At 62.8% G+C, this 12,619-nt stretch carries 11 protein-coding genes; 10 read left to right on the plus strand and 1 reads right to left on the minus strand.

What is annotated here, in order from left to right:
* Positions 1–475: 475 nt before the first annotated feature.
* The 10 genes from HOY34_RS03030 (at position 476) to HOY34_RS03075 (ending at position 11,394) form a co-directional block, all read left to right on the plus strand.
* The gene (locus HOY34_RS03030; RefSeq protein WP_172359849.1) at positions 476–3,379 is read left to right on the plus strand and encodes a monovalent cation/H+ antiporter subunit A; all 2,904 of its coding nucleotides are present in this window, start codon (positions 476–478) and stop codon (positions 3,377–3,379) included.
* Positions 3,379–3,738 (plus strand): Na+/H+ antiporter subunit C, encoded by a 360-nt coding sequence (locus HOY34_RS03035; RefSeq protein WP_172359850.1) that lies wholly within the window; start codon positions 3,379–3,381, stop codon positions 3,736–3,738. The genes HOY34_RS03030 and HOY34_RS03035 overlap by 1 nt, the downstream gene beginning before the upstream one ends.
* Entirely contained in the window at positions 3,738–5,369 is a 1,632-nt protein-coding gene (locus HOY34_RS03040; protein ID WP_253944154.1) for a monovalent cation/H+ antiporter subunit D, read from the plus strand. Before HOY34_RS03035 ends, HOY34_RS03040 begins: the two co-directional genes overlap by 1 nt.
* Positions 5,366–5,857: a Na+/H+ antiporter subunit E gene (locus HOY34_RS03045; RefSeq protein WP_172359851.1), complete on the plus strand. Its 492-nt coding sequence runs from the start codon at positions 5,366–5,368 to the stop codon at positions 5,855–5,857. The genes HOY34_RS03040 and HOY34_RS03045 overlap by 4 nt, the downstream gene beginning before the upstream one ends.
* A complete protein-coding gene (locus tag HOY34_RS03050) occupies positions 5,854–6,135 on the plus strand; it encodes a K+/H+ antiporter subunit F (RefSeq protein ID WP_172359852.1) in 282 nt (93 codons plus the stop codon). The genes HOY34_RS03045 and HOY34_RS03050 overlap by 4 nt, the downstream gene beginning before the upstream one ends.
* Positions 6,132–6,590, plus strand: coding sequence for a monovalent cation/H(+) antiporter subunit G (gene mnhG / locus HOY34_RS03055; RefSeq protein ID WP_172359853.1), 459 nt, complete (start codon positions 6,132–6,134; stop codon positions 6,588–6,590). The genes HOY34_RS03050 and mnhG overlap by 4 nt, the downstream gene beginning before the upstream one ends.
* Positions 6,591–7,417: 827 nt before the next feature.
* Positions 7,418–8,536, plus strand: coding sequence for an extracellular solute-binding protein (locus tag HOY34_RS03060; RefSeq protein ID WP_172359854.1), 1,119 nt, complete (start codon positions 7,418–7,420; stop codon positions 8,534–8,536).
* Between the two features lie 79 nt (positions 8,537–8,615).
* Positions 8,616–9,698, plus strand: a complete 1,083-nt coding sequence (locus tag HOY34_RS03065) for an ABC transporter ATP-binding protein (protein WP_172359855.1) — start codon at positions 8,616–8,618, stop codon at positions 9,696–9,698.
* Positions 9,695–10,576 carry an ABC transporter permease gene (locus HOY34_RS03070; RefSeq protein ID WP_172359856.1) on the plus strand — a complete coding sequence of 294 codons (882 nt, stop codon included), beginning with the start codon at positions 9,695–9,697 and terminating at the stop codon, positions 10,574–10,576. The genes HOY34_RS03065 and HOY34_RS03070 overlap by 4 nt, the downstream gene beginning before the upstream one ends.
* Entirely contained in the window at positions 10,573–11,394 is an 822-nt protein-coding gene (locus tag HOY34_RS03075; RefSeq protein WP_172359857.1) for an ABC transporter permease, read from the plus strand. Before HOY34_RS03070 ends, HOY34_RS03075 begins: the two co-directional genes overlap by 4 nt.
* Here HOY34_RS03075 and coaBC read toward each other — a convergent pair whose 3' ends face one another.
* On the minus strand, positions 11,395–12,597 hold the full coding sequence (coaBC, locus tag HOY34_RS03080) for a bifunctional phosphopantothenoylcysteine decarboxylase/phosphopantothenate--cysteine ligase CoaBC (RefSeq protein ID WP_172359858.1): 1,203 nt from the start codon (positions 12,595–12,597) through the stop codon (positions 11,395–11,397).
* Positions 12,598–12,619 lie beyond the last annotated feature (22 nt).

A 12,619-nucleotide genomic window follows, 5' to 3' on the forward strand; every position in this document is an offset into this window, starting at 1 on the left:
GCCCCGCCATAGGGGGCTGCGCCTGTCGGTCTGCCCCGGCCCTGTCCTGCCCCGGCCCTGTCCTGCCCCGGCCCTGTCCTGGCGCGGCCCTGTCCTGGCGCGGTGAATTTGCAGCCCCCTTCGCCTGGTGGCAGGTTTGGGCGGCGTGCTTATTGCATATAAATCGCATGCACAGTTATCGCCCGACGCAACCAGACGGCATTGTCGCCAGCTCTGGAACAATCTCTGCCCCACCCGCCTGACACGCTTTTGTGAGGAAAACACAGGAAACATCGGAAAAGGTGACGTTTTTTTACGATGTTTTGAGTGTTATGGGGTTGTAATCAGGGGCTGGTATCTTTCATTTTGGCACTCAGACACCCCTAACGCATCTGTTGCCTCAGGCGCAGACTGGCATCGCCCGCTTTGCCAGGGCTTGAAGGCCAGTGCGGCAGGGCATGATATTGACGAAAAGAGCAGGAGAGACGGGCACAGAATGATCGAGCAAAACCTCATCCTCATTCTCGTGTTGCTGCCGTTTATCGGCGCTCTTGCTGCCGCCACATTGCCCGTCAACGCCCATGGCGCGGCGGCCTGGGTCTCGGGCCTGTCACTGGCGGGCGGCCTGGTGATCCTGGTCACCCTTTATCCCCAGATATCCGAGGATGAGGTGGTCCGCAGCCTGGTGCGCTGGCTGCCGATCCTGTCGATCAACCTGAATTTCAGGATGGACGGCTTTGCCTGGATGTTCACCTTCATCGTGCTGTCAATCGGCCTGCTGGTGGTGGTTTACGCGCGGTTCTACCTGTCAAAAACCGATCCGGTGCCAAGGTTTTACAGCTTTCTGATGGCCTTCACCGGCGCGATGGTCGGGATGTTGCTGTCGGGCAATATCCTGATGCTGGTCGTGTTCTGGGAGCTGACCTCGATCATGTCCTTCCTGCTGATCGGCTACTGGCACCAGGCCCAGGCCGCACGCGATGGCGCGCGGATGTCGCTGATCGTGACGGCGGGCGGCGGGGTGGCGCTGACGGTTGGCATGCTGGTGCTGGGCCAGATCGTTGGCGGCTATGATATCGACCTCGTGCTGCGCTCGGGCGCGGTGATCCGCGAGCATCCGCTTTACCCGGTGGTGCTGGTGCTGGTGCTGATCGGCGCCTTCACCAAATCGGCGCAGTTCCCCTTCCATTTCTGGCTGCCCGGCGCGATGGCCGCGCCGACGCCCGTTTCCGCCTATCTGCACTCGGCAACCATGGTGAAGATGGGGGTGTTCCTGCTGATCCGCTTCCAGCCGGCGCTTGGCGGCACGGATCTGTGGTTCTGGCTGGTCTGCGGCATCGGCATGCTGACCTTCACCATGGGCGCGGTGATCGCGCTGTTCCGCCATGATATCAAAGGCCTGCTGGCCTATTCCACCATCAGCCATCTGGGCCTGATCACCGCCCTTGCGGGCATGGGCAGCGAGGCGGCGATCATAGCGGCGATCTTCCACATCTGCAACCACGCCGCCTTTAAGGCGTCGCTTTTCATGACCGCCGGGATCATCGACCACGAGACCGGAACCCGCGATCTGCGCAAGCTCTCGGGCCTGCGCAAGGCGCTGCCGGTTACCTTCATCCTGGCCACCATCGCCTCGGCGGCAATGGCGGGGGTGCCGCTTCTGAACGGCTTCCTCTCGAAAGAGATGTTCCTGACCGAGACCATGGCCACGCATGGCGGCGGCCTGCTGAACCGGGCGCTGCCATGGATCGCGGCTTTCGGCTCGGTCTTTTCGGTCGCCTATGCGCTGCGCTTTGTGATGGAGGTGTTTTTCGGCCCCGAGGCCCAGGATCTGCCCAGCAAACACGTGCATGAGCCAATCCACTGGATGCGGCTGCCGGTAGAGCTGCTGGTGATCCTCTGCGTCGCGGTTGGCATTATGCCCTGGCTGGCGGATCCGATCCTCAACATCGCCGGGCGGGCGGTGCTGGGGCCGGAAATGCATGATGCGCATGTGGCGCTCTGGCATGGCTTCAACATGCCTTTGATGATCAGCCTCTTTGCACTGGCGGCAGGGGCCGCGCTTTGGGTGACCTTCTCGGCCCGTATCAATGCCGGGCCAGAAGGGCCGCCGCTGCTGTACCGCATCCGCGCCCAGAAGATCTATGAATGGCTTTTGCTGCGCCTGACCTGGGTCTGGCCGCGCGGGCTGCACCGCCTCTTCGGAACCGAGCGGTTGCAGCCGCAGCTGCGCCTGGTGATCGTGCTGGGGATTATTGCGGCAGCGGTCGCCGTCTGGGGCGGGCTGAAGGCATCTGAGACCCGGCTGACCAATGATCTGAACCCCGCTTTCGCGGTGATGTGGCTGATCGGCGGCGCCTGCGCCATCGGTGCCGCTTGGCAGGCGAAATACCACCGTTTTGCGGCCATGGTGCTGCTGGGCGGCGCCGGGCTGATCACCTGCGTGACCTTTGCCTGGTTCTCGGCCCCCGACCTTGCGGTGACGCAGCTGGTGGTTGAGATCGTGACCACGGTTCTGCTGCTTCTGGGTCTGCGCTGGCTGCCAAAGCGGCGCGAGGAGATCGTGGGCGATGACCTGCTGCCCGCAAAGATCCGTCGTGGCCGTGACCTGATCATCGCCGTTATCGGCGGCGCGGGCCTTGCGGGCCTGGCATATGTTGTGATGACGCGCCCGCTGATCCCCAATATCGGCGACTGGTTCCTGCGAAACGCTTATTATGAGGGCGGCGGCACCAATACGGTCAACGTGATCCTGGTCGACTTCCGGGCCTTTGATACCTTTGGCGAGATCACCGTTCTGGCGATTGTCGGCCTGACCGTCTATGCGCTGCTGCGCCGTTTCCGCCCTGGCTCTGAAAGCATCGGCGCGCCCGAGCAGCAGCAGGGCTATGCCGCTGACCAGCTGGGTGATTTCATGCTGATCCCCTCGGTGATCATGCGCTGGATGTTCCCGGTTACCCTGGTCGTTGCCGCCTATTTCTTCTTCCGCGGCCATGATCTGCCCGGGGGGGGCTTCTCGGCCGGGGTGACGGTGGCGATTGGGCTGCTCTTGCAATATCTGGCCTCGAATGTGCGCTGGATCGAGGCAAGGATCACCATCCTGCCGATCCGCTGGATGGGGCTGGGCCTGCTGATCGCGGCCGCAACCGGCATCGGGGCCTGGCTGTTTGGCTATCCGTTCCTGACCGCGCATGCCCGCTATCTTGACCTGCCGCTGATCGGCAAAGTGCCGATGGCCACCGCCATGGCCTTTGATCTGGGGGTCTTCCTGGCCGTGGTTGGCGCGACCGTGCTCTTGCTGATCGCAATCGCCCACCAATCGCTGCGGGCGGCCCGTCTGCGGGAACTTGAAGAAGAGAAGGCTGTGGAAAAAGCCCAGAAACAGAAAGAGGCCGTGTGATGGAAATCGTCCTCTCCGCCGCAATCGGGGTTCTTGCCGCCTCGGGCATCTGGCTGGTGCTGCGTCCGCGCACCTTCCAGGTGGTAATCGGGCTTTGCCTTTTGTCCTATGCCGTCAATATCTTCATCTTCTCGATGGGACGGCTGACCATCGGGAAACCGGCGATCATGCCCAAGGGTGGCTGGGTCAATGCAGCGGAATATGCCGATCCGCTGCCGCAAGCGCTGGTGCTGACGGCGATCGTGATCAGCTTTGCGACCACGGCACTGTTTCTGGTGGTGATGATGGTCTCGAAAGGTTTGACCGGCACCGACCATGTCGACGGCTCTGAGCCCGACCGCAACAGCGAGGGCAAGTAATGCTGGCGACGGAACATCTGATTATCGCGCCGATCCTGATCCCGCTGATCGCGGGCGCATTGATGCTGCTTTACGATGAAAGCCAGCGCAAAGCGAAGCTGGGGATCTCAATCGCCTCGACCATCGCGCTTTTGTTCGTGGCGATAGAGCTTCTGAACCGCTCAAAGGGCACGCCTTTGTCGGGCGGCAATGAGATCAGCTTTTACCTTCTGGGCAATTGGGCGGTGCCTTTTGGCATCATCCTGGTGCTCGACCGCCTTTCCGCGCTGATGCTGGTGCTGGTGGCGATGCTGGCGATCCCGACCATGGTCTATGCCGGGGCGAACTGGCACAAGCAGGGTCAGCATTTCAACTCGCTGTTCCAGTTCCTGCTGATGGGGCTGAATGGCGCGTTTCTGACCGGCGACCTCTTCAACCTTTTCGTATTTTTTGAGGTGCTTCTGGCGGCCTCTTACGGGCTTTTGCTGCATGGCTCTGGCCAGGTGAAGGTGCGGGCGGGCATTCATTATATTGCGATGAACCTTGTCGGCTCGCTGTTCTTCCTGGTGGGGGTGGCGCTGATTTACGGGGTCACGGGCACGCTATCGATGGCGCAACTGTCGCAGATGGTTGGCAATATCGCCCCATCAGAGCGGCCCCTGTTCCATGCCGGGGCCGCGATTATGGGGGTGGCTTTCCTGATCAAGGCCGGGCTTTGGCCTTTGTCCTTCTGGCTGCCGATCACCTATATGGCCAGCGCCGCGCCGGTGGCCGCGATCTTTTCGGTAATGACCAAGGTCGGCGTTTACGTGATCCTAAGGCTTTCCATGCTTATCTTTGGCCTCGGCGCCGGGGAATCGGCGGGCTTTGGCGCTGATGTTCTGGTCTGGGGCGGCATGGCGACGATGCTGTTCGGCGTCTTTGGCGTGCTGGGCTCGCAGGGGCTGGGGCGGATGGCGGCGCATCTGGTCCTGATCTCTTCGGGGACCGTACTTTCGGCGATTGGCTTAGCGCTGATGGGCGGTGGCACGGTGCTGCTGTCCGGCGCGCTTTACTATATGGTTTCGTCTACCCTGGCGACGACGATGCTGTTCCTGCTGATCGAGCCGATGACACGCGAACAGGGCGGCATTGCCGCAATGCTGGCGCTGACGGCGGATGCCTATGGTCTCGATGCCGATGAGGAAGACGAAGAAGAGGGCGGCCTGGCCATTCCGGGCACGATGACCATTCTCGGCCTGTGTTTCGGGGTGTGTGTGATCGTTCTGGCCAGCCTGCCGCCGCTTTCCGGTTTCATTGGCAAAGTGGCGATGCTTTCGGGCATGCTGGGGGTTGGTGCCCTGCCCGGCTGGGTCAGCTGGCCCTTCCTGGCGGTGCTGATGCTCTCTGGCTTTGCCACGCTGCTGGGGTTGGTGCGGATCGGGATCCAGACTTTCTGGGCCTCTGATTCAAAGCCACCTAAGGTGCTGGCGATGGAATTTGCGCCGCTGATCCTGCTGGTTTCGATCATCGTCGCGATCACCCTGCGCGGCGACGCTGTGCTGCGCTATACCGATGCAACGGCACGTGCGCTGCATGATCCGCTGATCTACTCGGTCGGTGTTTCAGAGCCGCGGCGTTCGACCGTCACCCAAGAGGAGACGGGCGAATGAGCCGCATCTTCCCGCATCCGCTGCTGACCCTCGCGCTGACACTGTTGTGGCTGCTGCTGACCAGCTTCTCTCTCGGTCACCTGATCCTGGGCTTTGCGGTGGCAACCGTCGCCTCTCGTGCCCTCAGCGCGATCGAACCGGATCGGGTGCCGATCCGTGCTGTCTGGCCACTGGTCAAGCTGTTCTTCATCGTGGGCGGCGACATCATCCGCTCTAACCTTGCGGTGGCATGGCTGATCCTGACGCGCGGGCGGCATGGAAAGCGCCGTTCTGGTTTTGTCGAGATCCCGCTCAGACTGCGCGCCCCTGCGCCGCTTGCGCTGCTGGCGATCATCATCACCGCGACGCCGGGAACCGCCTGGATCGAATACGATGCGGAAACGGGCGTTCTGCTGCTGCATGTTTTCGACATGATCGAGACCGATGACTGGGTGACCCTGATCGGCACCCGTTATGAAAACCTGCTGATGGAGGCCTTTGTCGGATGAGCGCTGTCATCATGTCCTTCGCGCTGACCTACGCGCAGATCGCGCTTGCGCTGGCCGCCTGCCTGGCCGGATACCGCCTGCTTTACGGGCCGCGCGCGCAGGATCGGGTTCTGGGGCTGGATACATTTTATGCCACGGCCATGCTGCTTTTCGTGGTGACCGGGATCCGCGTCGGCTCGCCCTTCTTCTTCGAGGCCGCGATGGTGATCGGTGTCCTGGCCTTCGTCGCCACCGTGTCGCTGGCCAAGTTCCTGATCCGGGGCGAGGTGATCGAATGAGCTATCTCGACACATTGCCCCCCTGGATCGCCATTCCGGTTGCGTTTTTCCTGATCCTCGGATCGACGCTGACCCTGCTGGGCGCCTTTGGCCTCGCGCGGCTGCGTGATTTCTACGACCGCCTGCATGCGCCGACGCTGGGCACCTCCTGGGGGGCGGCGGGGATCCTGCTGGCCTCGATGATCCTGATGAGCTGGAACGAAAGCGAACCGGGCTGGAGTGGGCTGCGACCCGTGCTGCACGAGTTGGTGATCGGGATCTTCCTGATGATCACCACCCCCGTCACGCTGATGCTGCTGGGCCGCGCCGCCCTGCACCGCGACCGGATCGAGGGCACCCCCGGCATCCCCGGCGCAGTCGAGCGGGCCGATGTGCCCCACAGGCCGACGGGGGAAGAGGCGGATGGTGAAGCCGCGCCTGAGATCGATATCTCTGACGCGCCAGGCGAAAACTGATGGCAATCCCGGGATGCGGGCAGAAACCCGCGCTCCAACAGGCCCCTCATCCGGCCCCCCGAAAGACAAAAGGCAGCCAGATTGGCTGCCTTTTTGCATTCCCGATGGGGCTGTGAGGCTGGTCGGCTGGCGTAGCCTCTTATCTGGCGGCGGGGCTGGCTGCTTATGCGGCTGGCGACGGGGCGAAGAGGTTGGGCGGGCAAGACCGCATTGCTGCCTGGCTGGCGCACCCGCCGGGGCGGGTTGGCTTGCGAGGTGGCTCTGGCGTCAGGCTGTCTGGCGTCATGGCACAGGAATTCGTTTGACGAGCTGGAAGGATGGGTGCCTGGCCGTGGGTGGCAAATATGCTGCCTTTGGCCTTCGGTTCCTGTCATCTGGCTGGCTGGAATTCTGTGAGAGCTGGCTGACCTGAGAGCGTTGTCATCGGGCTGGCTTGCAGTCGTTGAGAATGGTTCTAAACCTGATTCGCGCGCCCGTCAAGAAAAAATCGAATAGATTCAAATAGTTGACTAAATCACCTGGTTTCTCACGCAAAGCAAAACACTCAGAAATGATCTGGTGCTGCCGTTGACTGTCCGTGGATACACAAAGGCCGGACACAGAGGCTGACGTGCCCCGCGCGACAATGCCGCCCGCGCTCTTAGCAAGAGCCGCCGATTCCAACGACAGCAGACTAGGCAGGATGAAAACCCCAGGCTAACCTGCCGCGGACAAAACCTGTTACACATCCGTTACATGGCGGTTATGATGCCGATACAGACGGAGACTAGGCAGGCAGCGTCTGACACCAAATCCCGGCCCTGACCGGTCAAGCGGAGATCATTACAGTGACCCTTATCAACCGCCGTTCATTCGTCCGGGGCGCCGCTGTCGCCTCGCTCGCAGCCCCCCTCGTTTCGCGCGGCGCTCTGGCGCAGGGCTCGTCGGGCACCGTCAATGTCTTTGCATGGGCCGGCTATATTTCCGACGACCTGCTGGCTGCTTTTGAAAAAGCCACCGGAATCAAGGCCGTCTACACCCCCTACGGCACCAATGACGAGCTGCTGAACCAGATGCGGGCCTCGAATGGCTCGGGCTATGACATCATCTGGCCCGCCGTCGACCGCGTTCCGAACTATGTCGAATTCGGCCTGCTGAAAGAGATCGACGATTCGAAAGTCGAGTGGGACAAGTGCCTGCCCTCGGCTGCGAAATCCTCGGAAGTGCTGGGCGCTGTGGTCAATGGCAAGCGTTACCAGGTTCCGACCGACTGGGGTACCGAGGCGCTGGCCTTCGACACCAATGACAACCCGCTGACCTATGGCACCGCGTCCTATGGTGACATCTGGAAGCCGGAATCGGCTGGCAAAGCCACCGTGCGCGGCCATTCGGGCCTGGTTGGTCTGGCGCTCTGGCTGGAATCGGAAGGCAAGCTGCCGCATCCGTTCCTCGACAGCTACAAAGACGAAGCGATCATGAAGGCCAACTTCGACGTGATCCTGGCTGAGGCGATTGCCCGCAAAGGCAATATCATCCAGTTCTGGTCGAACGAGAATGAGGCCCAGGGCGCGTTCCGCACCAATGGCGCCAAGATCGGCCAGACCTGGGACAGCTCGGCTGCGACCCTGGCCAAAGAAGGCCTGCCGGTTGGCTTCGTTGCCCCGAAAGAGGGCGCGCTGGCCTGGATGGAAGGGATCTCGATCCCGACGGGTGCTGCCAATATCGACCAGGCCTATGCTTTCCTGAACTTCATGCTGACGCCGGAAGCCGGCGGCATCTATGCCAACCACACCTCGATCAACTCGACCGCGGTCGGCGCCGAAGAGCATCTGTCGGATGCCTCGAAAGCCTTCTTCGCCGCCGCCTATCCGGGCGACGCGCTTGAAAAGCTGTGGTGGTGGCCGATCCAGGAAAACTGGTATGTCAGCCTGCGCAATGAATACCAGGACAAGTTCCTCTCGGCCTGATCGCCGGATATTCAAACCATGCTGCGGCGCGACACTCGCGCCGCAGCTTTCCTGTTGAAACAACACTGAGAGTACCCGCATGTCGCATTCGGTCGAGCTGATCGACGTTGAACAGGCTTTTGGCGATGTGAAGGCGGTTCACCACTTCTCTGCCCATATCGCAGGGGGAGAGTTCTTTTCGATCCTGGGCCCGTCCGGCTGTGGCAAGACCACGCTTTTGCGCCTGATCGCTGGCTTTACCGAGCCGACAAAGGGCCGGGTGCTGATCGGTGACAAGGATATGGCCGGGATCCCGGCTGACCGCCGCCCGACCGCGATGATCTTCCAGTCGCTGGCGCTTTTCCCGCTGATGCCGGTCTGGGAAAACATCGCCTTCGGGCTGGAGGCGCGGGGCGTGCCCAAAGCGCAGCGCCGCAAGCGGGCCGAAGAGCTGCTCGAACTGATCGCGCTGCCGGGTTACGGCGACCGCATGGTGCATGAGCTGTCCGGCGGCCAGCGCCAGCGCGTGGCGATTGCCCGCGCCCTTGCCGTGCAGCCCCAGGTGCTGCTGCTGGACGAGCCGCTCTCGGCGCTGGATCTGAAACTGCGCCAGCATATGCGGGCCGAGCTGCGGGCGCTGCAAAAGCGCACCGGCGTGACCTTTATCTATATCACGCATGACCAGTCAGAGGCGCTGGCGATGTCTGATCGCGTCGCCGTCATGAGCGCGGGCGTGTTGCAGCAGATCGCCACCCCGCAAGAGCTGTATGCGAACCCCGCCACCCCTTTCACCGCGCGTTTTGTGGGTGAAACCAATGCCATCGTCGGCACCGTGCGCGGCATCGAAGGCGGACTTGCAACCCTGACCACCGCCGAGGGTCGCTTTACCGGACGCGCGGGGCCTGGCCTGACCGACGGCGCGCGGGCCACCATTTTCATCCGGCCCGAGGCCATGGCGCTTAGCCGGATCGCGCTGCCCAACAGCCTGAATGCGATCACCACCTCGCTGGAATATGAGGGCGCCTCCGCGATGCTTTGCGCCCGGTCTGAGCATGGCCAGGAGCTGCTGGCGGCGGTGCCGAACCGTCAGCTGGCCGAGGCCCCGGGCCAGGGCGAGCAGATCTGGCTGAGCTTTGCGCCCGAAGAGGCGTTGATCCTCGCAGAAGAGGGCCAGCCCGCATGAATGAGATGATCAAACGCTTTGGCCCCGGCCTTGGCGGGTTTTTCCTGATCCTGGTTGCGGTCTGGATCATCGGCATGGTGCTGGCGCCCAATCTGATGATGCTGAATTTCTCGCTGAAGCCGATGCTCTTCCCCAATGACATCGGTGGACCGAAAGACGTCTATACCGTCGACAACTACACGGCGCTGTTTGGCGACCGCGTGCACCGGGCGATCTTTCTGAAAACCATCTGGGGCTCGGCGCTGGTGATGGTGGCGACGCTGGCGATCACCTATCCGCTGGCCTTCTGGATGGCCAAAGTGGCCAGCATGCGCGGGGCCCGCGCCATGCTGACGATCCTGATTATTCCCTTCTGGATCAATGAGGTGCTGCGTACCCTGGCCTGGTTTATCATCCTGTCGTTCAACGGCCCGCTGAATGCCTTCCTGCTGTCGACCGGCCTGATCGATCAGCCGGTGCGCTGGCAGGGTGACTTTGGCGTGCTGGCGGGGATGGTCTATGCCTATATCCTCTTCATGCTGTTCCCGATCTACAACTCGATCTCAACGCTGGAAACGGCACAGCTTGAGGCAGCGAAGAACCTGGGCGCATCGACCTGGCGCATCCATTGGCGCATCGTGATCCCGCATGCGAAGGCGGGCATCGCCACCGGCTGCGTCTTCACCTTCATGCTGGCGGCGGGGTCCTATGTGGCGCCTGCGCTTTTGGGCTCGCCCGGGTCGCGCTGGTTCACCGAGATCATCTACAACTGGTTCTTTGAGGGCGGGAACTGGAACCGGGGCGCGGCCTATGCGCTGGTGCTGCTGGTTCTTTGCATGGCCGTCGTGATGGTCACGCTGAAGATTTTCCGCGTCAATCTGGCGGATGTGGCAAAATGAGCAATATCCGCCCCATCACCCCGCTTGACCGCCTGGCCCGTGCGCTGCCGAAGGTGCTTTTCGCAGCCTATCTGGCGCTGTTCATCGCCTATCTCTTCATGCCGCTGATCATCATGTCGGCGGCGACCTTCAACGCCTCAAAATTCCCGACCGTCACCCCCTGGCTGGGCACCACGTTGGGCTGGTTCCGCGAGCTGTGGAATGACGCCGCCATGTGGAAGGCGCTTTGGCTGTCGCTGGGCATCGGTCTGGCGGTTGTGGCCTTTGCCCTGCCCGTGGGCACGGCGGCGGCGCTGTTCCTGACCAGCCTGAATGCGCGGGCGCGGGGCATTTTCTATGCCGTCATGGTCTCGCCCCTGCTGACGCCGGGCGTGGCCATCGGCATCGCCACGCTGATCCTGTGGCGGCAGGCCGGGGTTGCGGGCGGCACCTTCCTGATCGTGATGGCTCAGGCGACCTTTATCACCGCATATGTGATGCTGATGGTGGTGGCCCGGCTGCAGCGCTTTGACCGCACCCAGGAAGAGGCCGCACTTGGCCTCGGCGCATCGAAATGGATGATTTTCCGCCGCGTGCTGCTGCCGTTTCTGAAACCGGCGCTGATCGCGGCGGGCTTCATCGCCTTTTTGCAGTCGTTTGAAAACTACAACACCACGCTGTTCGTGCGCGGAACCGACACGCCGCTGACCGTCTACATCGCAACCAAGGTGCGCACCGGGCTGACGCCAGCCGTCAACGCGCTGGCGCTGATCCTGATCGCGCTGACCCTGGTGACGGCCCTGGTGTTGGAGCTGAACCGCCGCCGCAAAGAGCGGTAATCACCGCAGCGCGGCGGCTATGCGTTCAGCCAGCTGCCGCGCCACCTGATCCTTGCCCATGCGGGGCCAGGCCTCGGCCCCCTGATCCGAGATCAGCGTCACGGCGTTTTCCGCCCCCCCCATAATCCCGGTCGCGGGCGAGACATCATTGGCGACAATCCAGTCACAGCCCTTGCGCAGCCGCTTGGCACTGGCGTGTTCGACCACCTTCTCGGTCTCGGCGGCAAAGCCGACCACCAGGCGCGGGCGGCTCTCACCCTTTGAGACGCTGGCCAGAATGTCCTCATTCTCGGCAAATTCCAGCGCAGGGGCGCGGCCGGACCCGTCTTTCTTCATCTTCTGTGCGCCCTGATTGGCAACCCGCCAATCGGCCACCGCCGCCGCCATCACCGCCGCATCCGCAGGCAAAGCGGCCCGCACCGCTGCCGCCATCTCAGCCGCCGTTTCAACCTTGATCACCGTCACCCCCTGGGGCGGGGGCACCTCAGCCGGGCCGGTCACGAAGCTGACCCTTGCCCCCAGATCGCGCAAAGCCGCCGCAATCGCCGTGCCCTGCGCCCCGGACGAGCGATTGGCGATATAGCGCACCGGATCAATCGGCTCATGCGTCGGGCCAGAGGTCACCAGCACATGCCGCCCGGCAAGCGGGCCAGACACCGCGCCACCCAGGGCCGCCTCTATCGCTGCGAAAATCACTGCCGGCTCGGCCAGGCGGCCCGCGCCAAACTCGCCGCAGGCCATCTCGCCCTGATCGGGGCCCACGACCAGCACACCATCGGCCTGCAAGGTGGCAAGGTTGCGCTGCGTGGCCGGATGCGTCCACATCCGCACATTCATCGCAGGCGCGATCAGCACCCGCTTGTCCGTCGCCAAAAGCAAGGTCGAGGCCAGGTCATCCGCCCGTCCGCCCGCCATCTTCGCCAGCAGATCCGCCGTTGCCGGCACCACAACCAGGAGATCAGCCGCCCGCGACAGCTGAATATGGCCCATCTCGGCCTCATCGGTCAGGTCAAAGAGGTCCTGGTAATGCCGCTCGCCAGCCAGGGCCGACAGCGAAAGCGGCGTGACAAATTCGGCCCCCGCTTTGGTCAGAACCGGGGTCACCGCCGCGCCAGCTTTTTTCAAAAGCCGCACCAGCTCCAGCGCCTTATAGGCCGCGATCCCGCCACCGACGATCAGAAGAATACGTTTTCCGACAAGCATGCGCGGCCCTCCATTGCCGCTG

The organism is Pseudogemmobacter hezensis, from assembly GCF_013155295.1.
Classification (GTDB): Bacteria; Pseudomonadota; Alphaproteobacteria; order Rhodobacterales; family Rhodobacteraceae; genus Pseudogemmobacter; species Pseudogemmobacter hezensis.

Coding starts and splice junctions, on each gene's coding strand:
- HOY34_RS03030 (WP_172359849.1), top strand. CDS start 476: ATGATCGAGCAAAACCTCATCCTCATTCTCGTGTTGCTGCCGTTTATC.
- HOY34_RS03065 (WP_172359855.1), top strand. CDS start 8,616: ATGTCGCATTCGGTCGAGCTGATCGACGTTGAACAGGCTTTTGGCGAT.
- coaBC (WP_172359858.1), bottom strand. CDS start 12,597: ATGCTTGTCGGAAAACGTATTCTTCTGATCGTCGGTGGCGGGATCGCG.
- HOY34_RS03040 (WP_253944154.1), top strand. CDS start 3,738: ATGCTGGCGACGGAACATCTGATTATCGCGCCGATCCTGATCCCGCTG.
- HOY34_RS03050 (WP_172359852.1), top strand. CDS start 5,854: ATGAGCGCTGTCATCATGTCCTTCGCGCTGACCTACGCGCAGATCGCG.
- HOY34_RS03035 (WP_172359850.1), top strand. CDS start 3,379: ATGGAAATCGTCCTCTCCGCCGCAATCGGGGTTCTTGCCGCCTCGGGC.
- HOY34_RS03075 (WP_172359857.1), top strand. CDS start 10,573: ATGAGCAATATCCGCCCCATCACCCCGCTTGACCGCCTGGCCCGTGCG.
- mnhG (WP_172359853.1), top strand. CDS start 6,132: ATGAGCTATCTCGACACATTGCCCCCCTGGATCGCCATTCCGGTTGCG.
- HOY34_RS03070 (WP_172359856.1), top strand. CDS start 9,695: ATGAATGAGATGATCAAACGCTTTGGCCCCGGCCTTGGCGGGTTTTTC.
- HOY34_RS03045 (WP_172359851.1), top strand. CDS start 5,366: ATGAGCCGCATCTTCCCGCATCCGCTGCTGACCCTCGCGCTGACACTG.